Source organism: Burkholderia sp. MSMB1498 (assembly GCF_001526245.1).
GTDB classification, from domain to species: domain Bacteria; phylum Pseudomonadota; class Gammaproteobacteria; order Burkholderiales; family Burkholderiaceae; genus Burkholderia; species Burkholderia savannae.
The window spans coordinates 265,638-288,039 of record NZ_LOYJ01000119.1; the positions used below are offsets into that span (position 1 = coordinate 265,638).

At 65.4% G+C, this 22,402-nt stretch carries 18 protein-coding genes; 6 read left to right on the top strand and 12 right to left on the bottom strand.

Annotated features, from left to right (window positions below; translation table 11 throughout):
• Positions 1 to 137: 137 nt before the first annotated feature.
• Together ampC and blaOXA are read left to right on the top strand one after the other, a co-directional pair.
• A complete protein-coding gene (gene ampC, locus WS91_RS27715) occupies positions 138 to 1,304 on the top strand; it encodes a class C beta-lactamase (RefSeq protein ID WP_059671418.1) in 1,167 nt (388 codons plus the stop codon).
• Between the two features lie 28 nt (positions 1,305 to 1,332).
• The gene (gene blaOXA / locus WS91_RS27720; protein ID WP_059576551.1) at positions 1,333 to 2,142 is read left to right on the top strand and encodes an OXA-42 family class D beta-lactamase; all 810 of its coding nucleotides are present in this window, start codon (positions 1,333 to 1,335) and stop codon (positions 2,140 to 2,142) included.
• Between the two features lie 186 nt (positions 2,143 to 2,328).
• Here the strand turns inward: blaOXA and WS91_RS27725 are convergent, their stop codons facing one another.
• The 3 genes from WS91_RS27725 to WS91_RS27735 all read right to left on the bottom strand — a co-directional run bounded on the left by WS91_RS27725 (position 2,329) and on the right by WS91_RS27735 (position 4,964).
• Complete coding sequence (locus WS91_RS27725) at positions 2,329 to 2,670, bottom strand: DUF4148 domain-containing protein (RefSeq protein WP_038746192.1); 342 nt, start codon at positions 2,668 to 2,670, stop codon at positions 2,329 to 2,331.
• 150 nt (positions 2,671 to 2,820) lie between these two features.
• Positions 2,821 to 4,275 (bottom strand): heavy metal sensor histidine kinase, encoded by a 1,455-nt coding sequence (locus tag WS91_RS27730; RefSeq protein ID WP_059671419.1) that lies wholly within the window; start codon positions 4,273 to 4,275, stop codon positions 2,821 to 2,823.
• Positions 4,272 to 4,964 carry a heavy metal response regulator transcription factor gene (locus tag WS91_RS27735; protein WP_038746198.1) on the bottom strand — a complete coding sequence of 231 codons (693 nt, stop codon included), beginning with the start codon at positions 4,962 to 4,964 and terminating at the stop codon, positions 4,272 to 4,274. Before WS91_RS27735 ends, WS91_RS27730 begins: the two co-directional genes overlap by 4 nt.
• Before the next feature lie 293 nt (positions 4,965 to 5,257).
• Between WS91_RS27735 and WS91_RS36475 the strand changes: the two genes are divergently transcribed.
• Positions 5,258 to 5,488 (top strand): hypothetical protein, encoded by a 231-nt coding sequence (locus tag WS91_RS36475; protein ID WP_145986849.1) that lies wholly within the window; start codon positions 5,258 to 5,260, stop codon positions 5,486 to 5,488.
• A gap of 13 nt (positions 5,489 to 5,501) precedes the next feature.
• Here the strand turns inward: WS91_RS36475 and WS91_RS36480 are convergent, their stop codons facing one another.
• Positions 5,502 to 5,915, bottom strand: coding sequence for a hypothetical protein (locus WS91_RS36480; RefSeq protein WP_197422285.1), 414 nt, complete (start codon positions 5,913 to 5,915; stop codon positions 5,502 to 5,504).
• A gap of 768 nt (positions 5,916 to 6,683) precedes the next feature.
• Between WS91_RS36480 and WS91_RS27740 the strand changes: the two genes are divergently transcribed.
• Positions 6,684 to 8,198, top strand: coding sequence for a S8 family peptidase (locus WS91_RS27740; RefSeq protein ID WP_082754912.1), 1,515 nt, complete (start codon positions 6,684 to 6,686; stop codon positions 8,196 to 8,198).
• A gap of 255 nt (positions 8,199 to 8,453) precedes the next feature.
• Positions 8,454 to 10,388, top strand: coding sequence for a Xaa-Pro dipeptidyl-peptidase (locus WS91_RS27750; protein WP_059671422.1), 1,935 nt, complete (start codon positions 8,454 to 8,456; stop codon positions 10,386 to 10,388).
• A gap of 133 nt (positions 10,389 to 10,521) precedes the next feature.
• On the opposite strand, the gene WS91_RS27755 is transcribed toward WS91_RS27750, so the two are convergent.
• Positions 10,522 to 11,178, bottom strand: a complete 657-nt coding sequence (locus WS91_RS27755; protein ID WP_082758394.1) for a uracil-DNA glycosylase family protein — start codon at positions 11,176 to 11,178, stop codon at positions 10,522 to 10,524.
• A 298-nt stretch (positions 11,179 to 11,476) separates the two neighbouring features.
• Here WS91_RS27755 and WS91_RS27760 point away from each other — a divergent pair, with 298 nt between their 5' ends.
• Positions 11,477 to 12,229 carry a class II aldolase/adducin family protein gene (locus WS91_RS27760; RefSeq protein WP_038746206.1) on the top strand — a complete coding sequence of 251 codons (753 nt, stop codon included), beginning with the start codon at positions 11,477 to 11,479 and terminating at the stop codon, positions 12,227 to 12,229.
• Between the two features lie 132 nt (positions 12,230 to 12,361).
• Here WS91_RS27760 and WS91_RS27765 read toward each other — a convergent pair whose 3' ends face one another.
• From WS91_RS27765 to WS91_RS27795, 7 genes are all read right to left on the bottom strand, one after another.
• Positions 12,362 to 13,516, bottom strand: a complete 1,155-nt coding sequence (locus tag WS91_RS27765) for a ferritin-like domain-containing protein (protein WP_059671423.1) — start codon at positions 13,514 to 13,516, stop codon at positions 12,362 to 12,364.
• An 18-nt stretch (positions 13,517 to 13,534) separates the two neighbouring features.
• The gene (locus tag WS91_RS27770) at positions 13,535 to 14,473 is read right to left on the bottom strand and encodes a hypothetical protein (RefSeq protein WP_038746212.1); all 939 of its coding nucleotides are present in this window, start codon (positions 14,471 to 14,473) and stop codon (positions 13,535 to 13,537) included.
• A gap of 75 nt (positions 14,474 to 14,548) precedes the next feature.
• Positions 14,549 to 16,171 carry a metallophosphoesterase family protein gene (locus WS91_RS27775; RefSeq protein WP_059671424.1) on the bottom strand — a complete coding sequence of 541 codons (1,623 nt, stop codon included), beginning with the start codon at positions 16,169 to 16,171 and terminating at the stop codon, positions 14,549 to 14,551.
• Entirely contained in the window at positions 16,172 to 16,975 is an 804-nt protein-coding gene (locus WS91_RS27780; RefSeq protein WP_038746218.1) for a hypothetical protein, read from the bottom strand.
• Positions 16,972 to 17,754: a hypothetical protein gene (locus WS91_RS27785; RefSeq protein ID WP_059642068.1), complete on the bottom strand. Its 783-nt coding sequence runs from the start codon at positions 17,752 to 17,754 to the stop codon at positions 16,972 to 16,974. Before WS91_RS27785 ends, WS91_RS27780 begins: the two co-directional genes overlap by 4 nt.
• Positions 17,751 to 20,693, bottom strand: a complete 2,943-nt coding sequence (locus tag WS91_RS27790) for a phosphorylase family protein (RefSeq protein WP_059671425.1) — start codon at positions 20,691 to 20,693, stop codon at positions 17,751 to 17,753. Before WS91_RS27790 ends, WS91_RS27785 begins: the two co-directional genes overlap by 4 nt.
• Positions 20,694 to 20,759: 66 nt before the next feature.
• On the bottom strand, positions 20,760 to 21,812 hold the full coding sequence (locus WS91_RS27795; protein WP_038746226.1) for a deoxyribonuclease II family protein: 1,053 nt from the start codon (positions 21,810 to 21,812) through the stop codon (positions 20,760 to 20,762).
• Positions 21,813 to 22,402 lie beyond the last annotated feature (590 nt).

Below are 22,402 nucleotides of genomic sequence, written 5' to 3' on the forward strand. Positions count from 1 at the left end.
TCGGGCATACCGATGCGATCGATGCAAGGACGCCGCGCTGCGCCGCGCCGTATGTGACGCGCCGTCTCGCCGTCGACGGCAAAGCGCCGACGGTCCGGATTCGAACCTCCCGAACGCTCCGAATTTTCCGATTCGCCATGCGCATGAGTACGCAGTTCGTCATCAGGATGTGGCTCGCGCTGAGCTGCTGCATCGCAACCGCCGCGCACGCCGCCCGCGGCATCGAGCCGGCGGACGTCGAACGCATCGTCGACGCCGTTGCGCAACCGCTGCAACAGAAGTACGGCATTCCGGGGCTCGCGATCGCGGTGAGCATCGACGGCCGACATTACTTCTACAACTATGGCGTCGCGTCGAAAGCGACGCGGCGGCCCGTTACCGGCCGGACGTTGTTCGAGATCGGTTCACTCGGCAAGACGTTCACGGCGACGCTCGCCGCGTATGCGCAGGAAGGCGGCGAGCTGTCGTTTGCCGACAGCGTGAGCCGCTACCTGCCGTCGCTGCAAGGCAGCGGCTTCGATCGGATCAGCCTGCTGAACATGGGCACGCAGACATCCGGCCTGCCGTTGTTCGTGCCCGACACGATCACGAATACCGCCGAGCTGCTCGACTACCTGAAGAACTGGCGGCCCGAACATACGCCGGGCACGCACCGCGTCTATTCGAATCTCGGCATCGGCACGCTCGGGATGATCGCGGCGGCGAGCATGAACGAGCGCTTCGAGACGTTGATCGAGAAGAACCTGTTTCCCGAATTTCGCATGACGCACAGCTACATCGACGTGCCCGCCGAGCAGCGAGGCGATTATGCGCAGGGCTACACGAAGCAGGACGCGCCGATTCGGCTGAAGGCGGGCGTGCTCGCGTCCGAGGCGTACGGCGTCAGATCGTGCACGACGGATCTGATCCGCTTCGTCGATGCGAACATGGGGCTTGTGCCGCTGAGCGAAAAATGGGGGCGCGCGATGAAAGCGACGCACGTCGGCTACTACGACGCGGACGGCATGATCCAGAGCCTCATCTGGGAGCAATACCCGTATCCGGCGAGTCTCGACAAGCTGCTCGCGGGCAACGATCTGATCGGCAAGGATGTCGTCGCGAAGCCGTTCAATCCGCCGCTGCCGCCGAAGCAGGACGTGTGGATCAACAAGACCGGATCGACGAACGGGTTCTCGACGTATGTCGCGTTCGTGCCGTCGAAGAAGGTCGGCGTCGTGATTCTCGCGAACAAATCGTATCCGCTGGGCGAACGAGTGACGGCGGGTTATACAATCGTCGACTCGATCGTTCGGGCCGAACGATGACATGCACACCAACTCATCCAGATCAACAATGAAAATCCGATATGCGCTGTCGAGCGCACTTGTTCTGCTTGGCTGCGTCGCCGCCTCGGCGCACGCGAAGCCCGTCTGCACCGCGATCGCCGACGCGGCCACGGGCAGGTTCTTGCTGAAGGACGGCGATTGCGGCCGTCGCGCGACGCCCGCTTCGACGTTCAAGATCGCGATAAGCCTGATGGGCTACGACGCGGGCTTCCTGCGCAACGAGCACGAGCCCGTATTGCCGTATCGCGACGGCTACGTCGACTGGGGCGGCGCGGCGTGGAAGCAGCCGACCGATCCGACTCGGTGGCTCAAGTATTCGGTCGTGTGGTATTCGCAGCAGGTCACGCATCATCTGGGCGCGCAGCGTTTCGCGCAATATGCGAAGGCGTTCGACTACGGCAATGCGGACGTGTCGGGCGACCCCGGCAAGAACAACGGTCTCGAGCGCGCGTGGATCGGCTCGTCGCTGCAGATCTCACCGCTCGAACAGATCGGATTCCTGCGCAGGATGCTGAATCGCGAACTGCCCGTGTCGGCACACGCGATCGACATGACCGAGCGGATCGTCGATACCGCGACGCTTGCCGACGGCACGGTCGTGCACGGCAAGACCGGCATGGCTTATCCGCTTCTGGCCGACGGCACGCGCGACGAAGCGCATGGGTTCGGCTGGTTCGTCGGCTGGATCGCGCGCGGCAAGCAGACGCTGGTGTTCGCGAGCCTCACGCAGGACGAGCGCAAGGAGCCCGTCTCCACCGGCATACGCACGCGCGACGCGTTCATGCGCGAGCTGCCGCAGCGCTTGGCTGTGCGCTGACGCGCGGGCGATCGACGCGGGCGATCGAACGCACCGGCATTCCTCGTATCGGCGACTCCTCGCGCGATACCACACGCGCCGGCGTGCTTTCGGCCGCGCATCTATTCGACCGACGGGAAGCGGCAGGCGTTGCAAGACGGCCTGCCGCATGTTCATCCGCGATCACGCGGGACGCAGCCATGACGTTCAGGACCCGGCATACGGGTTGCAGAACGTGCGCGGGCCGACGCAGCGCTCATCCTGCGCCGCCTCGGACATGCGGCCCGACGAGCCCGCCTTCGCGTCGCCGCGCGTATCGGCGATTGCGTGCGTCGGCTGCTGCGGCTTGGCCTTGTTCGCGAAGCGCGGCGCGTAGAGTGGCGAGATTTCCGGATACGACGCGTCGGTCACGTAGTCGAGCCCGTTGGCCTTGGCCTCGACCAGCTCCTGGTAGACCTGGGCGCGCGTTTTCCCGGCCGGTGCGTCCGCGAATGCCGCAGGCGAAACGAGCGCGGCGGCGAGGGCGACAGTAAGGAATTTGGCTTTCATACGTTCTCCATATCAATATCGAATTCAGAAGGAGAATTCGATGATTGACATTTTGAACAAAGGGCCCTCCGGCAACGTGACTCCCATATGAAGTTTTTGTCATTTTGATGAAAAAGCCGAATTCGAATTTAAAATGATTCACGAAATGACTCAAGTCTGTTCGAGATGCCAACGCGGATCATGACCCGCCGCCATGTAATCGGCGTCCTCTGCCGTATGCTCGCGAGGAAAGCGCAGGAAGAACGTCGTGAAGACGTTCGGCACGCTTTCGACCCAGCAGTCGCCGCCGTGCTCGGTGATGATCGAGCGCACGATCGCGAGCCCGAGGCCCGTGCCCGACGCCGAGTCGTATCGCGAAGGGTCGACGCGATAGAAGCGATCGAAAATTCGCGGCAGATGCACGGCTTCGATTCCGCGTCCGCTGTCGGTCACGGCGATCACGGCATTCCGCCCGGCCTGTTCGCAGCGGACGACGACCATCGAGTGGTCAGGCGCATGGCGAATCGCATTGGACAACAGATTGCTCAGCGCCCGCTGCACGAGGATCAGGTCGCCGTTGAAGCTCGCTTCGCCTTCGACGGCGATCCCGATGCCGCGGTCCTCCGCCACCGTCTCGTAGTAGCGGACGATCCGATCGGCCATCGCATAGGCGTCGATCGGCTCGATGTCGAGCTTGTTCTGATGACCGTCCGCGCGCGCGAGGAACAGCATGTCGTCGACCATTCGCGCGAGCCGTTGATACTCTTCCACGCTCGATTCGATCACCTGACGATATTCGTCGACCGACCGCCGCTGCGACAGCGCCACTTGCGCCTCGGCGAGCAGGTTGGTGAGCGGCGTGCGGATGTCGTGCGCGAGATCGGATGAATACTCCTTCAGCCGTGTGAACGACGCGTTCAGGCGCGCGAGCATCCGGTTGAACGACACCGCGAGTTCCCGCAGCTCTCCCGCCATTTCCGTTTCGGTCAGCGGCTGTGCGAGACGGCTGCTCGAGATCTGATCGGCCTGCGCGGCGAAGCGGCGCAGCGGCCTGAGCGCGTATGCGGCGATCCAGTACGCGAGCGTCGCCGCGACGGCCGTGCCGACGAGGATGATCGCGACGATGCTGATCGCGCACGTGCGCAGCAGCGACTGCTCGCGACGGAAATCGTACTGAACGGCGACGCGCAGCGGCAAGCCCGGATTGCCGGTGAGCCGCGCGTCGGCGACGAGATAGCGCTTTGCATTGCGCTTGTCGTCGACGATCGCGGGATCGAGGCCGGGCTTGGCCCGCTGCACGCCGCCGTACGGCACGTACCAGCCGCTTTGCATGTACGCGGTGCCGCGCGCGTCGTAGATCGCGAAATCGACTTTCTCGTCGCTATGGAACGAGTAGTAGAACCGCGTTCCCTTTTCACGCAACTCGGCGATGCTGCGCGCTTCGCCGACGTGCGCGACGATGCCGGCGAGCGTCGTTTCCATCGCGCGCTCGGACGAATACGCGAACGTGCGCGTGAGCGTTTCGTACAGCAGCAGGCCGCTGATCGCGAGCAGAACCGACGTGGACAGCGCGAACTTGATCGCGAGCCGCCCGCGCATCGTGCGCGGCACGAGCCTCTGCATCATGCGTACGATTCGCACGGCTCGCCTCGCTGCTCCAGAACATATCCCATCCCGCGGACCGTATGGATCAGCTTGGGCTCGTAATCCTGATCGACCTTCGCGCGCACGCGCTTGATCGCGGCGTCGACGACATTCGAATCGCTGTCGAAGTTGATGTCCCAGATCTGCGATGCGATCAGCGAGCGCGGCAGGATCTCGCCTTGCCGGCGCATCAGCAGCCACAGCAGCAGGAATTCCTTCGCGGTGAGCAGGATCGTGTTGCCCTGGCGGCGCGCCTTGCGCTGGATGAGGTCGAGCTCGAGATTCGCGACGCGCAACACCGGCGCATCGGTCGCCTGGCCGCGCCGAAGCAGCGAGCGCACGCGTGCGAGCAACTCGGCGAAATCGAACGGCTTCGCGAGATAGTCGTCGCCGCCGAGCTCGAGGCCCTTCACGCGATCGTCGACATGGTCGCGCGCGGTGAGGAACAGCACCGGCGTGCGATGCGTTCTGCGCAGTTCGCGCACGATCGTCCAGCCGTCGCAGCCGGGCAGCATCACGTCGAGTATCGCGAGGTCATAGTTCTCCGTGCGCAACTGATGCAGGCCGCTGATGCCGTCTTGTGTCCAGTCGCAAACGAAGCCGGCTTCGGTGAGCCCACGCTTCAAATACATGCCCGTCTTCGGCTCGTCTTCTACGATAAGGACCTTCATTTCAAACTCATTAAGATTGCGTTAAATATTCTTTGAGAATGCGTGTCGTTCACAGTTCAACATTTCGGTGTGCGTGATTAAACGTGCGAAGCGAGTATCGTTTTTCGTCGGCGCGTGTCGCGATAAAACGTCGCATTCGAGAACCAATCGGCGAAGCGGGCAGGCGCGCGCGATCGTGACGGTGATCGGCGGGAAGCGAATCGCGGAAGCGTTCGCCGGCGCTTGACGAAGCGTACGAAGCGTACGATGCGTACGAGGCGCGCGGCGTCGTGCGAGCCGTTGCATGATGTTCGGTGCGTCGTTCGCGTGTTCTTCACGGCGATGTCGACGTTCATCGACCGGTCGCGCGACGAGGCCGTCTGATCGTCGGCGACGTCCAGCGTTTTCCTGTGTCAACTGAACGTGACAAGAATGTCATGCGCGCACGCCGGCGAGCGATTGAACTTCTCGGCGCGAACGAATGGAAATTTGTCGGCGAAGCGGATATCGGCACGCAACGACGCACGGATATCGATCACCCGTGATGCTCGCCGATCGTCAAATCGCCGTGCCGAAACACGCCGTCTGCATCCTTTCGGCGTCACGCGACATTGCTGAAAAACGAAAACGCGCGGTTGCGATCTCGAAGTGCGAAGCAACGCGCTGCGGATGCACGCGATGAAAAGTCCGGAATTTGTCGAGCGGCACACGCAAACGCGCCGGAGTATTCCTTATGCGGCGTAGGGATATATGGCATGCGCCGCGTGCTGCACCGCACGAGCAGAGTTGGCCTGCTGCAAAAGCAGCGCCCGTAGCGATTCCTGCTTCGAACGAGCGGGCCGTGACGCACGAAGCCTCACTCGAATCGCCATTTCGTGACGGAATATGCGCCCACCATGGCAACGCGATGTGCCCGAGCGCGAAACCGCCGCCGCAGCGCACGAAACGCGCGGAGGAAGGCCATTCCTGCACACGCGATCCGGGCTCCGCAAATCTCTCTGTTCCGCGCCCGCGACTGGCGCTTTCTTGCTCGTTTGCCATTTTCTTCTACGAGACCGTCGGTACGGAGAAACAACGCGTCGTCGCGCGAGGCGCGCGAGTGGCGCGGCCCGGTAATTGGGCGAAAGCGCGGAAGCCGATTCTCCTCCAAGTGGCGGGAACGAAACTTTTTTTGATATCAGCTAAAAATGTTTGACATGAGGATTTCAGCGAGATAAGTTTTGCGCAAGCTTTTGGAAAGAAAATGGATTGCGCGGCGCAAGCTCGGAATCGCGAATTTGACGGCGATCCGAGCCGGCAGCGGCCGCTGCCGGCAGATCCGGCGGTCCGGCGCTTCTCGCCGCGTGCGATTTCGTGTCGACATTTAGAAATATGAATGTAATCCGAGTTTGCCTTCGTCGAACGACGCGGCAAACGCTTGATGCGGGCCTGACGAGTCGCAAAGACGCACCGATAAATACAAACGCGGCAAAAAGAACCTGAGAGGGTGGGGCAGACGGAACGGGCCACCGTTCCGAGCGGTTCCCATGACGCAGATCTGGCGGAAGACGAATCGCCCGGCCCGCGCGGCGGGCGATTCGATCGGCCGCAACCGGTTTGTCGGCAACACGTCGTCCAGTCGATTCCCATCGTTCGCATCGGCGCGGCGTGTCCTTTCTTGCCGGCAGCGCAGCGAAGCAAGCAGCTACAACACAACATCGTCGACTCATTCCGTTCAATCTCGTTTGGGGGAGTATGGGCATGTCCACGTTAATTCGTACTGCTTCGTTTAAGCTGACCGTCCTTTGTGCCGCGCTGGCCGGGTTCGCCTCGGTCGCGCAGGCGGAAACCTCGGCCGCGCCGCAAGTTCCCGGCCCCGCCGACGCGGTCAATCAGTTGATCGTCAAGTTGCGCGTCGCGAAGACTTCGCCCGATTCGTCGTCCGATTCGTCGATCGCGAAGGCCGCGCACGCCGACGTCCAGGCGGTCATCGACCGCGTGCTCGCCGCACGCAAGGCGCGCGCGGCCGGGCGCGCGTTCGGCGCAGCCGCTGCGTCGGCGCCCGGCAATTTCGCCGATCCCGCCGCGGGCATTCGCATCAAGCGCGACATGTCGGGCGGCGCGACCGTGCTGTCGTTGCAGCGCCGCGTGTCGCTCGCCGAAGCGGAGGGGCTCGCGCGCGACTTCGCGACGGATGGTGCGATCGAGTATGCGGAACCCGACGCGCGGATGCATCCGTTCCTCGTGCCGAACGACACGCGCTATTCCGAGCAGTGGGGCTACTTCAATCCGAAGGGCGGCGCGAATCTGCCGAAGGCATGGGATCGCACGACCGGATCGTCGCGCGTCGTCGTCAGCGTGATCGATACCGGCTATCGGCCGCACGCGGATCTCGCCGCGAATCTCGTGCCCGGATACGACTTCATCTCCGATCCGGCGATCGCGAACGACGGCAACGGCCGCGACAGCGACGCGTCGGACCCGGGGGACTGGGTCACCGCGCAGGAAGACGCCGATCCGAGCGGTCCGTTCTACGGCTGCGGCGCGAGCAACAGCTCGTGGCACGGCACGCACGTCGCGGGCACGATCGGCGCGGTGACGAACAACGGCCTCGGCGTCGCGGGCATCTCGTGGGTCGGCAAGGTGCTGCCGGTGCGCGTGCTCGGCAAATGCGGCGGGATGCTGAGCGACATCGTCGACGGCATGCGCTGGGCGGCGGGCCTGTCGGTGCCGGGCGCGCCTTCGAACCCGAATCCCGCGAAGGTGCTGAACCTGAGCCTCGGCGGATACGGCCGCACATGCAGCACGACATACCAGAGCGCGATCAACGAGATCACGTCGCGCGGCGCGAACGTCGTCGTTGCGGCGGGCAACAACGGCGGCCCGGTATCGACGACGCAGCCGGCGAATTGCCAAGGCGTGATCGCGGTCGGTGCGATCGACAGCAACGGCGTTCGCGCGAGCTTCAGCAATTACGGGGCGGCCGTGAAAATCGCCGCGCCGGGCGTCGGCGTTCTGTCGACGCTCAACGCCGGCAGGACGTCGCCGGGCGCGGACAGCTACGCGAGCTACAGCGGCACGAGCATGGCGACGCCGCACGTCGCGGGCACGGTCGCGCTGATGCTCGCCGTGAATCCGGCGCTGTCGCCATCGCAGGTCTTGCAGCGGCTGCAGTCGAGCGCGCGTCCGTTCGCGAGCGGATCGAACTGCTCGACGAGCACCTGCGGCGCGGGTTTGCTCGACGCCGGCAACGCGGTCGACGCCGCCGCGCAGTGAGCGAACGCGGGCGTTGTTGCGAAAGGGTTTCGCGTTTGCGCGCGCCGATGCCCGTCATGCGGGATGCGGGCACCGGCGCGGCAAGTCGAGGCGCGAAAACGCTGATATGCAACGCCCGCATCGCGTCGCGAACGCCCGGTGTCGTCCGGGCGGCATCGCGCGCGAGATGGCCGGCAGCGTTCGCCGGCATGTTCGACAAGAAGCCATCCCGCACGGGATGACCGTTTCCAGACGATCATCGAAACAAGGACAACAATGAGAATTCATCGAATCGAACCGCGTCGCACATGGATCGCCGCACTCGTGGCCGCTACGACGCTCGCCGCATGCGGCGGCGAAGACGGCGCCGGCGTTCCGGGTGCGTCCGCGCTCGCTCAGGTCCAACAGGAGGGAGCCGCGCCGTCCGCGGCCGGCGCGCAGCAGATCGCCGCGCGCTTCTCGCCGTCCGGCGTGCCGTATGCCGATCTGTCGAGCGGCGGCCGTTATCGGCCCGTGATCGAGAACGGCCAGGCGCAGCCGTCGCTGTCGGGCGGCATGATTTCCGAGGAAGCGTGGGTCGAGACGCCCGTCGATTCGGACGGCGACGGCGCGAAGGACCGCATTCACGTGCGCGTCGTGCGTCCGTCCGAGACTGCAGCGGGCGCCCGCACGCCCGTCATCGTGCTGGCGAGTCCTTACTACAACGGACTTGCCGACAGCCCGAACCACAACGTCGACGTCGAGCTCGACGGCACGCCGCATCCGACTGCTTCGGTCTCCGCACGAATCATGGCCGCCGCGCCGCAGACGCGGATCTGGCAGCAGGTCGACGCGGCCGCCGCGGGGCGTTCGTGGATCGAGGGCTATTTCGTGCCGCGCGGCTTCACGGTCGTGTATGCGGATTCGCTCGGCACCGCAGGCTCGGACGGCTGCCCGACGATCCTGACGCGCGACGAATCGGTGGCGATGGCGTCGGTGATCCGCTGGCTCGGACGCGGCGCGGCCGCGAAGGATGCGAACGGCAAACCGGTCGTCGCGACCTGGTCGACGGGCCATGTGGGCATGTACGGCGTGTCGTACGACGGTACGCTGCCGAAGATGGTCGCGAGCCTGCGCACGCGCGGGCTCGATGCGATCGTGCCGGTTGCCGGGCTGTCGAACATGTACGGCTATTACCGCTCGGGCGGGCTCGTGCGCGCGCCCGACGGCTACCAGGGCGAGGACGTCGACGTCTACATCAAGGCGCTGCTGACGAATCCGCATCCGGAGCGTTGCACGCACCTGATCGACGAGGCGCTGCAGAAGGAGGATCGCAAGACGGGCGACAATTCGCCGTTCTGGGCGGCGCGCGACATTCCGAGCGCGCTTGCGGTCGCGCCCGCGCTCGTTGCGCAGGGGCTTGCCGACGACAACGTGCGAACCGAGCAGTCGACGTCGTGGTATCTCGCGATGAGGCGTCAGGGCGTGGCGGCGCAATTGTGGCTGCACCGCGCGCGTCACACCGATCCGACACGCGTGCCCGCGATGGCCGACGCATGGACCGCTCAGGTGAACCGCTGGTTCACGCGCTATCTGCTCGGTTATGACAACGGCGTCGAGCGCAGCCCGGGTGCCGTGATCGAGCAGGCGGACGGCACGCTGCTGAAGGAGGCGAGCTGGCCCGCGCGCGGCGCTTCGTCGGTCACGTATTTCGCCGGCGGCGACGGCGCGAGCGCCGGCACACTGCTGCGCGAGCCGACGGGCGGTCCGCTCGCGAAATTCACCGACGATGCGCGGATCACGGCGCTTGCGCTGGCGAACGCGAATACGGGCGAGCATCGCAGCCGCTTCGAGACGACGCCGCTCGCGAGCGCGACGCGGATCTCGGGTACCGTGAAGGCGCGCGTTCGGCTGACGTTCTCGGCGGCCGCGAACGTGACCGCGCTGTTGATCGATCGTGCGCCGGACGGCAGCGCGACGATCGTCACTCGTGCGTGGACCGATCCGCGTAACCGCGTGTCGAGCTGGTTCTCGGAGCCGGTGCTGCCCGGCATGCCTTACGATCTGCGCCTCACGTTCATGCCGCGCGACTACAGGCTCGAAGCGGGACACCGGCTCGGGCTCGTCGTGCTGTCGAGCGACAGCGAGGCGACGCTGCGGCCGACGCCCGGCACCGAGCTGACGCTCGATCCGGCCGGAACGTCGGTGACGGTGCCGCAGCTTCCGGCCTGACGGCAGGCGTGCGCCGCTCGAACAAGGCATCGCCGCGAGCGTCTTGCTCGCGGCGATGCCGTTTGGCGAAGCCGATTCGCACGCTGAGCGATGCGCAGAGCGCGGACGATCAGCGCTTCGTTTGCCGATGCCGTTACCCCTGCGGCGACGGCAGCAGTTCGGCCACCTTGTTGCGCAACGCGGGCAGCACTTGCGCGTCGAACCACGAATGCTGCTTGAGCCAGCCCTGATTGCGCGGCGACGGGTGCGGCAGCGGAATGAATTCGGGCGCGTACTCGGCCCACGCTCGCACCGTTTCGGTCAACGAAGATTTGCGGCGTGTGCCGAGGAAGCGGCGCTGCGCGTATTGACCGATCAATTGCGTCAGCCGGACGTCGGGCAGTTCGCGCAGCAGCTTGTCGAGCCAAAGCGGCGCGCATTCCGGCCGTGGCGGGTTGTCGCCGCTCGCGCCGCGTCCCGGATAGCAGAACCCCATCGGCACGATCGCGAACAGCGATTCGTCGTAGAACGTCGCATCGTCCACGTTCAGCCATGCTCTCAACCGCTTGCCGCTCGCATCGTCCCATGGAATGCCGGACGCATGGACGCGCGCGCCGGGCGCCTGCCCGACGATCAGGATGCGCGCATGCGGATGTGCGCGCACGACCGGCCGCGGACCGCAAGGAAGGTGGGGCGCGCAGACGGTGCATGCGCGGATCTCGCGAAGGAGGGCGTCGAGGGACGCATGTCGCGCGGGCATCGAGCGCGAGCCCTTGCGGATCGGCGGCGGGTCGTTTGGTTTCGGTGACATCGCCCGCCATTATGCAACCGTTTCGCTACATGCGATCCGTCCCGTTTCAAACGTTTGAAGCGCGTGTCCGTAGGCGCGAACGCTGGCAATCCCGATGCACATCGGTGCGTGAAACTGGTAGGGTGGCGTGCGAATTCGTCGCGGCGACGCGTCGCGCATGGCGCGCGGATTCGGCGAGCGGCTTTGACGAGCGGATGCGGGCGCGTGATCGGCGTCGCTTCGCCTGCGCGAGACGAGCGCGTCCACAATGCATCGGGAGCGACTGCCCGGCAGTCGACGGCAACGAGAGGAATCCTTCATGAGCACTGCATCCGCCGCCGGCATCGCGCCGGCCGAATGGAAAATCCGCTGCGACCTGGCGGCCTGCTATCGTCTCGTCGCGATGCACGGATGGGACGATCTGATCTTCACGCACATCTCGGCGCGCCTGCCCGGCCCCGATCATCATTTCCTGATCAACCCGTACGGAATGATGTTCGAAGAGATCACCGCGTCGTCGCTCGTGAAGGTCGATCAGGCCGGCAACAAAGTCGATGATTCGCCGTATCCGGTCAATCGCGCGGGCTTCGTGATTCACAGCGCGGTGCACGCCGCGCGCGAAGACGTGCAGTGCGTGCTGCACACGCATACGCGCGCGGGCGTCGCGGTCAGCGCGCAGCGCGGCGGCGTGCTGCCGATCTCGCAGCAATCTACGTTCGTGCTGCCGTCGCTCGCGTATCACGCTTACGAAGGCGTCGCGCTGAAAGACGACGAGAAGCCTCGTCTGCAGGCCGACCTCGGGCGCGCGACGTACCTGATGCTGCGCAATCATGGCTTGCTGACGGTCGGCCCGTCGATCGCGGACGCATTTCTCGCGATGTATCTGTTCGAGACGGCGTGCCAGATCCAGATCGCCGCGCAAAGCGGCGGCGAACTGATCGCGATACCGCCCGAGATCGTCGCGACGAGCGCCGAGGCAGCGTCCGTGCAGACGGGCGGCCTCGGCGGCGCGTTCGTGTGGCCTGCGCTGATCCGCAAGCTAGACCGCCGCGACGACAGTTACCAGACTTGACGGCGAGCGATCACGTGCCGCTTGCGAGCGCGTGCATTCGCGAGCCGGGCATGCATCGCGCTCGCGATGTCGAATACAAAGGAGCGGCGCGCGTGGTGCGCGCCGCCCAACGCCGGTCGTCGTGCCGACAGCTCACGACGCCTGCTTGCCATTCGTGTTGACGAACCTCGGGCCATAGAACACGGGTTTCGACAGATCGGTGTAGGTGCGCAAGTAGCCGATCTCGTCGGGATACAGCTCGCCGAGTTGCGCGAGGGCCGCGGCCGGCACCTGATGGCGCATGATGTTGAAGCATGACAGCACGCGCAGGTCGACCATTCCGTGCACGGCTGCGCCGAGCGTTTTCCACGACGTGGCCGACGGGCCGTTCCATACCGCGTCGAGTGTCGTCAGGATCGTCGAGAAGCTGGTGTCGAACGCGTTCAGATCATTCTCCACCGCGCCGCGGTCGGGATCGAGCGCGAGGATGTCGGCGTAGCCGTCGCGCGGCACGGCGAGCGTGTTGATCACGACGGGCGCGGTGATCGCGGGGCCGCAGAAGAAGAGCGGCTCGTTCTTCGGATTGAAGTCGACAGGCGGCGACGGCGCTTCGTAGCGCGCGCCGTAGTAGAGCTCGGCGAAGCGCGCGTAGTGCGATTCTTCGTTTTCGAACGGATTGCCGGCGAACACGTCGCCCCGGCTGGAACCTTCGCCTTGCCGAAGGATTTCGTCGATGCCTGCATAGAACGATTCGACGGGATCGACGCCGGGCGTATACGTGACCGTCGTGAAGCCGATATCGTCGCCGACCTGGTTGGACGGGCCGCCCGCCTGCACCGCCGCGCGCACCTCGTCCGCGTTGCGCTCGACCGCGTCGCGGATGCTCTCGTAGAACGCGGCGATCGTCGGATAGCTTTCGTCGCGGCCCAACTGGCGCAGCAGGAACGCGGGTGTCTCGATGCGCAGGAAGTTTTTGAGTTGCGGCTTCGAATAGCGCGCGAGGCCGACGTGCAGATCCGGCTCCGCGCCGCCCGGCAGTCCCGCCGTCGGATAGGCGATCCGGATCGTCGCGAATTGCGGCGAGCCGCCTAAAGCCGCGAGCAGATTCGACGCGATCGCCATGTGTACCATCTCTTCCATCGCGACACTGCGGATTGCGTTGTACGCGGTGTAATTCTGGACTTCCAACGAAAACATCGCGGACAGGTACAGAGGCAGCGTCGAGTATTCGAGCTCGATCGCGGTCTGCAGCGCGCGCTTGATCCACGCGAGGTCGCGCGCGGCGGGCGGTACGGTGTTCGGGTTCATCGCATGTTCCTCGCCAAGTCAGCCTTGATAGAAAAGCGCATACGACGTGCCGCCGACGCGATACGGCACGACGTGGGACGCGCCCGCGGCTGTCGTGGCGGCGCCGATGCGCGTCCAGCCGAGACAGTCCGCGTGAATCCGGTAGACGGCCGTCGCGCCGTCGCCGGCGATGTACGTGACGAGCGTCGGTTCGCCGTGCGCCCATGGCACGCACGCCGCATTCGTGATCTTCAGCGCGTCCGGCAGTTGGTTCTGCAGATAACTGCCGACTTCGACGGTGCCGAGCGCCGGATTGTCCTGAATGTGATCGATGTTGACGTTGAGCTTCGCGGTGTTGATCTTGAAGAAGAAGTTCGCGCCGCCCAGCTGAAAGAACGAGAACTGCGTCCAGCCTTTTGCCCATTCGTGATACCAGACGTTCAGCGCGAGAAGGGGCGGCGTGCCGCCCGTCGACGCGGGCGTGACGGCGACGCTGAAATTCGCGACGCGTCCCGTGTTGAAGTCGTAGCCGAGGATGTATTGCTGGCCGAGCGACGTGAACGGCGCGACGTTCGTGAAGCCGCGCGTCGGTGTGTTGCGCGGCAGTGCGAACTTGTACGGCGGCGATGCGCTCAGGTCGGCTGCGATCGCGAAGAAGCCGAACGTGCCGTCGTCCGCGCGATACGTAAGCAGGTACGGCACGTTTCCGAGCACGAACGACGCGACGCTGTCCCACGGGCCGCCCGCAAGATCGATCCTCGAATCGGCAGGAGCGATCCACGGCGGCGCATCGCTGAGCGTGTAGACATCGGTCTTCTGCGTGGCCTTGTTGTAGGCGATCAGATCGAGCTTGCCGGCGTGCGGTAGCGCGACGAAGCTCGTGTAGCCGCGCGCGAGCGGGCCGTCGCCGTCCCACACGCGTTCCAGCATGATTTTTTCGGAGCCCGAATCAGGGCGAATCGAGTAGAGGCTGCTCATGTACGCTCCTTTGCGATAGAACGGTCGAACGGTTGCTCGGCCAGACGGGAACGGCGTCCCGGCAGCGCCGGCGAATCATGAGATCGGTTCGACGAACAGCGGCAGCGGCGTCGGGTCCGCCCCCGCGATCTGGAAATAGCTGAGCCGGGCGGGCTTGCCCGCGCCGGCGAGCTCGAGAATCTGGAAGCCGCGGTTGTACCAGTCGTCGGTCAGGTCGAGCTGCAGGTCCGCTTGCTTCAGCGGAACCGGGTACTTTTGCGCGTAAGGCGCTTCGCTCGCCTGCACGGGTATCGCGCTGTGCCCCGCGCAGCGGCCTTTCGGCAGCGTCTTGAAGATGTGCGCCGCGTCGTCGCCTTCGGTCGGCCAGTCTGCCGGACGGTATGCATCCGCGAAGATGCCGAGGTTGTGCTCGTGGCCCCAGATCCACGCGGCCACGCGATCGCCGAACGTCGGACCGAATTGCCGCCATAGTCCCGTGTTCACCCATTCGCGATTGAAATCGGATGAATCGGGCGTCCCGGACGCTTCGCGACGTTGCGCGATTCCGCACACGTCCAGCGCCGAATACAGCTGATGATGCGACAGCAGGATCGAGCGGCCGGAGAAGTTCGTCAGCTTGTCGAGATGCCAGACGGCTTCGTCGGTGCGAACGGTCACCTGATCGACGGGCGACGTGGTGTCGCGAGGCGGATGATCGGCGAGCGACGCGAGGCGGAAGTACGGATTCCTGTCGGTGGGCCAGTGCGGGCTTGCGCCGGCGGCCGCCGTCTCGATCTTGCCGATGTGCAGCCGCTCGAGCGTCGCTTGCTGCGCCGATGCCGCGACGTTCATGTAGTGCCCGTGGTAGCCCGTGTCGAGGCCGAGGAATTGCCAGCCGTCGTCCTCGGTGCGCAGGCAGAAATAGCTTGCCTGCTGCCGTTGCGCGGGGCCGTCGACGAGTTCGCCCGAATCGAGCGCGTGCAGGAACGATACGGCGCCCGTGAAGTATTCGTGATTGCCCGGCACCGTGAAGAACGGCACGCGTCGTTTGTCGCTGCGCAGCACGTCGCGCACGAGGCCGATCAACCGGTGCTCGGTTTCGAAGCGCGTGCCGGAGAAATAGACGTCGCCGAGATGCAGGATTGCATCCGGCGAGAACTTCAGCGCGGCGACGAGCACGGCTGCCGCGACGTCGGTGCCGGTGCCGATGTCGCCGACGATCGCGATTCGCGCGCGCGCCGGCAGCTTCCATTCGATCACGCCGTAGCGCAGGTCGCCCTTGCCGGCGTCGGCGGCCTGCCACGAGCGGTACTGCGGTTCGCTGCCTTTGTGATACGGATATTGCCAGTAGTACTTGAAATACTGGACGTACATCTGCTGCCATAGCGGATTGCCGAATTTGTACTGCTGCGTCTGATGCTCGACGTCGCGCTCGATCTGCGCATCGCCGGCGATGTTCGCGTGCGCGCGGCGATGATGCAGATACGACAGATAGGTTTGCACCGCCTCTTCGTCGTTGCTGTCGGCGGGAGGCGGATCGAGCGGCCGGTTTTCGAGCATCGCGCGGCAGTAGCGGTCGGTCGCGCGCATCAGCGGATGATCGGCGTCGATGCCGGCTGACGCGCGATGCTCGAGACGGAGCGCATGCGCGAGCACTTCGGCGACGCACGACTTCCACAGCGCCAGATGCGGAACCTCGAAATGTTCGATCGGGACCATTCATGCCTCCGGCGCGCGCGGCGCCGCGCGGGACGTGCGCGGCCGAGGGAATTGCAGATTGATGCACGTGTCGCGCGTGAGATCGAGGCCCGGCCAGTCGTCCCACAAGCCGGCCGGCAATGCGAGCGGGCGCGGCGCCATCCGCAGCACGGGCGTCGTCAGCGCCGCAAGCCGATCGAGCTCCGGACACGGACGCGGATGTGGAGACGCGCTGTGTATCCATGCGGCGACGTAGTCGTCGCCGCAGCACACGAGCGCGCCGTCGACGCCGTCCGGCGGCTCGGCCTGAAAGGAAGTGGCCCACACCTGCACGGCCGCGAGTAAATCGGTTGGCCGCGTATTCGCGCGACGCGCGCCGACGAAATGCTTCGCGCTGCCGAACATCCAGTCAGCGGGCCGATCGATGAGGAAGTAGGGCTGCTCGGCGACGAGCGCATCGGCATGCGGATCGATCGCGACGGGCACTTCGGGCAGCTTGCTGCGCGTCATGTCGTAGGCGTCGCCGTGCAGGTTCTGATAGATGCGCGCTGCGATCGCCTTCGTCGCGCGATCGTGCGACGAAGGCGTCGCCCAGAACATCAGCGCGGTCTGGTCCGGAACGGCGGGCGGCTTGCCGGCTTGCGGAATCATCGTCGGCAGATACGCGCGCAGGCCGACGGGCGGCTGCAGCAGCACGCAGGCCGGTACGAACACGCTGCCGAGAAACTGCGCGAAATGCTCGTAGTCGAGCGCGGGCGACCGGAAGCCGCGCCACACGTAGACGGCGTTCGGCGCGACCGGGAAGGATTCCTGCGGCGTGTTCATCGGTTGCCCTCACGTTCGAATTGCATGTTGAAGCTGCTTCCCGCGCGCACGTCCATGCCGGCCCATTCGTCCCAGAGCCCGATCGGCAGGAATGTGGGCGCGGGCGCGAAGGTTTCCTTCCAGTCGGTCAGCACGGCCTGCAGGCGCGGCACGCCGGTCGGTGCCAGGGCCGCGCCGGCCGCGACGGGGCCGAGCTCCCAGTAGACGACGTAGTCGTTGCCCGTGCACGCGAGCGCGCCGGCAAGCGGTACGTTCTTCTGAATATCGGCGAGCGCTTTGGCGACGGCCGAGCGGAACGACACGGCGTCGACGGTGGACGGCCGCGCCGCGACGAGATGGCGGATCGCGCCGTGCATCCAGTCGGCGGGCTCGTCGTACAGATAGACGGGCTGGTCGACGGCGAGCGTGCCGTCGAAACGGACCGGAAAATCGGCGCGGCTCTGGTTGTCCTGCGTCAGATAAACGCCGTTGTGCGTCAGCGTGTACGTGCGCACCGCGAGCCGCGTGAAGCCGTTCCAGTACGTCGCGGGCGATGCCCAGAACAGGATCGCGGTTTCATCCGGCACCGACGCGGGCTTGCCGGGCAGGCCCGCCGGCACCGTCGGCGCGTACGCGCGCAGGCCCGCGTCGATCTGCATCTTCACGGTGGCCGGCACGAATACGGTGCCGAGCTTGCTCATGAATTGATCGAGGCCGAGCGACGGCAACCGGAAGCCTCGCCATACCCGCACCGAATCGGGGGCGACGCGCATGTCTTGCGGCAAATCGGGCGTGTTCATTGCATGGCTCCGGTTGGGGCGGCCGGCGCGCCGGCTTCCGCGCTCGCGGGCGCGGCGGCCGGCAAGGCGGGCTTGCCGGTGGCGACGAGGTGTTGCGCGACTTTGGCGAGAAATCCGGCGGGCGGCGGAGACTCGCGTGTCTTGTCGTAGCGGCATTCGTTCGGGAACTGCCAGTGGCGATTCACGCAGAACCGGCAGGAACCTTCGGTGCGCGACAGATAGCCGCCGCCGTCGGCGTCGTGCCACGTGAGCGCGCGTTGCGCGTAGAGCTCGTCGAGCACCGACGCCATCGCCGCGTGCGCGTCGACGAAATAGGCGCAGAGCGTGCGATACGCGTCGGGGAACTGGCTCGCGAGCCACGCGCGCGCCGCGTTCGCCGCATCGGCGTCGGCGGGCAGTTGGATCGCGACGTAATCGTCCGGATATTCCTGCGTCGGCAGCACGAGCGTGAAGCCGTTCTGCGGCGTGAGCGCCGCGGCGCATTGCGGTTGCGTCGCGCTGAACGCCTGCCATTCGCCGGCGCTCATCCGGTATTGCTGCAGGAAGAAGCTGTTGTACGAGAAGTGCGGCGTGATGACGAGGCGTGTGCGGCTGAAGTAGCGCGTGCCGTCGATCGTCACGTCGAATTCGACATAGGCCGGGTGCGCGGGGTCGCTGGTTTCCTTCAGCAGCGTGTAATCCTTGTCGGCGGGATGCGTCGACAGCGGCGGATTGCGCCGCACGTGCGCGCCGAACGCCGCATGGAACATGTTCCAGCTCGATTGGCTGACGATGTAGAGCACGGCGGGCCGCGTCTGCACCATCTGCTTGATCGCCCATGCGTTGCGGCTCACGCAGTTGTCGACGATGTTCGCGACGCTGGCGTCGCTGCCGCCGAGAAATCCCGGTTTCCAATGTGGAGACGCACACGCGACCATGTCGAGTTGGCACACGTCCTCGCCGACGCGCAGCGAGGCGGCCGGGTGGCCGTCGCCGTGCAGCGTGCGCTCGAATTTTTCGAGCACGGGCACGAACTGCAGGTAGTAGCTTTGCGGCTGCTGCAACACCTCAATCTGGATGCCTTCCGGCACCGATACGCGGGCGGCGAGCACGTCGCCCGCGGCGAAGCGGTTGTGCGGCTTGTAAGTATCGAAGAGGAGTACGTAGGGGAAATCGCCCGGCTGGCCGGGGATCGCGACCTTCGTGTCGGCGGCGTCGCCGTCGTAGCGCACCGTGATCGACCACGCGGGACTGTCGTCGACGCGCGCCGCGCCCGTTACCTCGCCGCCGCGCGGCGCGATCACGCGTCCTTCCGGCAGCATGAAGCGCCGCACGAAATCGAGATCGAGCTTCTCCTGATAGACGGTGCGATAACGGTAGTACCACGCGTATTTGGCCCACGCATCGGTGTCGCCGTCGGAAGAGAAATCCGGATAGCACCACGCGGCGCCCGTCTGGCCCGGCAGGAAGGCGGTCAGATTCGGATTGATGCCGATCGTCATGATGGGCGCCTTGCGGCAGCCGTCGATCACTTCGCCGTTCGGAAACGCCGGCGGACGCGTGCGGCCGTTGATCCAGCGCGCCGCGCCGCTCTTGCCGTTCGCGCTCGCCGGATAGGGCACGGTGACGTCGAAATCGAATGCCGTGTACGGGCCGTACGCGCGCTTCTTCAGGTCGGCGGGCCAGAAGAACGAGCACGTGCCGCACGAGCGCACCTGGAAGGCGAGCTGCACCTCGAGCGGGTCCTCTTCGTCGACGGGCTTGTAGTCGCGGCTCGGGTTGTAGGTCGCGCTGCCTTCGCCGGCTATCGTCGCCCACGTCGCGAGCGCGCCGTTGTAGCTCGTTTGCAGTCCGAACGTCGAGTAGATGAGACCGGACCAGTCGGCGCGCACGGCGTCGGAGATCGGCGTGCCCCGGTCGGTGCGTCGCCGGACGATCGGGTCCGAAATGTTGCGCACGCACGCGAATCGCACGCCGAGCCGGTTCGCCTGCTGGGCGATGATCGCATCGTCCATTTCGAGGCATGAGTATGCGCGCGCATCGTTGCCTTCCGCGATGTAGTAGAAGTCCGTCGTCAGGAGCGGCGCATCCTTCAACGGCCGAATTGCTGGCGCGTTCAGACATTCCGGCCGGATCGCGTCGTTGACGAGATCCGACAGCGTAAGCTCGCCGAGGCCGGGATCGTCGGGGTGGCGAGCCTTCAGCTCGTCGAAGAGCGCGGCGAGCGACTGCGGCGTCACGACCTCGTTCATCCTGAACAGCAACGTGCGCTCGACTTCGCCGACGAGCGCGGTCGACGGATACCAGGTCGGGCAGCGATACATGTTGCCGCCATCGGGGCTCGTCGTGTTCTGCGGGCGTTGCAGCTCGAGCAGCGCGGCGTTCGCGACGACCGTGTCGCCGAGGCGCTGATCGCGGCGCGCGCCGCCTGCGGTGCCGATCGTGTAGATGCGGTCGGGGCGAGCGTCTTCGACGATGCATCGGATCATCGCGGACAAGCCGTCGAGCCAGGGAGAATGCGCGAGATGCGCATTCGACTTGAACAGCAGCACGTTCCATGGGCGCCCGGAGCGATCGACGACTCGCACCATCTGAAAGAGCCCCCAGAGCGTGCCCGATTTCGAGTCCGCCGCATACGACGATGCCCCTCGCGTATACGGAAGCCATGCCTGCTTCCACGCGTAGTCGTTGTAATCGCCAGTGCGGTCGCTGTTGACGAACACGTGGTCGAGCGCGAACCACTCGGCGCTCGTCCACGTGATCACGACGATGTCGGCGCGCGGCAGCGGATCATCGGGGGCGCGCGTGCCGGGCGCGATGCGCACGGGCTTGGTTTGGCCGATCGTGTCCCATGCGACGGGCGGCAGCGTCGTCGTGCCGCGCAGCGGCGCGGCGGCGGAGATGTCGGTGTGGCGCGTGACGAGCGGCAAGAGCGCGCTTTCGGGTAGTTGCGCATTCATGGCAAGGCTCCAGGGCGATGTGGGGACGCGTGAGCGTCGACGTTTTGTTATGCGAAGGATGCTGCGCTATTCGGCCGATTCATGTGTTTTGCGGATCAGCTCGCGTGCCTGCGCTTCTGTCTTGCCGGGCGGCGGCACGATCAGATCGGTTTCGGACAGCGCTTTCCATAGCTTCGGATCTTGGAATGCGATCGTGCCGCCGCCGCGTTTTTCCTGCGACACCATTCGGTTGATGTCGCCGACGCACACCCAGTTGTCGGTCGTCGTGATGCCCCATTTCGCGTGATCCTGCGTTTCGGGCCATGCCCACGGCGCGCCGAGCTTGCGCAGATCGATGAATTTGATGTCGTAAGTCTTGTGGATGCCGTCGGAATCGAGGACGGGCGGGATCTCGCCTCGAATCCACGTCTCCACGTACATGTCGGCCTTCAGCGTCGGGCCGACGAGGTCGTTCCAGAAATCCTTGTTCCACTTGCGGTTCTTCGCGATCACCTTGAACGGCACGCCGCCGCGGGTCTTGAAATCGAGCGCGTCGGAATCCGCGGGCGCGGACGCGGTGAGCGGCTGCGTCAGCGCATACAGCGGGCTCGAGCGATCGAGTCCGCCGGTGCGTGGCAGATAGACCTGCGGCTGCTGATGCAGCGCCATCTGCGCGGCGATCTTGCCCGCCGTCGCGAGATCGAGGCTCACGCACAGGAAGGTCTGTCCATACAGCGGCGTCGGCACGCCCGGTTCCGACGGGCTGGCATATTTCGGCCACGAATGCAGCAGCCACAATGCGGAGTTCGACGCGACATCGAATGCGATGACGCCCTTCGTATGGCCGAGCGTCGCGTTGTTCGAGCGATCGGCGTCAGCGGGCATTTCGTCGTTGTAGAGTATCCAGCCCGTCGTGCCGCCCGGATCGCCGAAGATCGCATCGAGCGTGTAGAACAGCGCGCCCTTCGAGTCCTTCATCAGATTCGGCGATTTCTGCACCGCGCCGACTTGACGATCGTAGTAGACGTATTCGTAGCCGGTCGCGCTTTCGCTCTCGGCATCCTTGACCAGCTTCGGAACTTTGTAGGCGAACCATAGATCGACGGATCGATTCAGTTCGTCGCGCGGCGAGATAGCCATCTGATGTCCCCGGTTGCTGAATGGCGCCGCATGCGCGGCGAACGACGCCCGTTCGTGCGAGGCGTCTATATCTTGTCGTCGAAGGCTTGCCTGCGCCGGTTGCGTGGCACTCGCAGCCGGCAGACTATCGCTTTGCGCGGGCGCGAAAAGACCTTCGCGGGCAACAGGCGAATGTGCGTCGCGCGCACGCGCCGCCGAACCCAGGCGTGCGTGCGCGCGACGGCGCCCGTCGGCTCGCTCTGCGAACCGTCGGCGTCGACGATCAATGAGTAGGAATGCGAATAGGCTAGTGGACGAATCGACTGGTGCGCATAGAGGTCCCCTCCGTTTATTGCTATCCGTTGTCTTTGCGCCCGAACCCGTTCGTTGGCGACCGAAGCGGCACGGCTTCGGAAGTTGCGGGTTCTTGTGGTCTTAGCATAGAACACTCCGACGAAAACGGTAAGCCAATTCCGGACGCGTTGCGATTACGGATCGGCGCGGGGTTTGTCGTGCGGGATGGGGATTGCGGTGGAGGGAGGTCCGATCGGAGGCTCGATCGGCTGAAGCGCGGGAAAGGCGCTTCGCGTTGCGTAACCGGCCGGATGGCG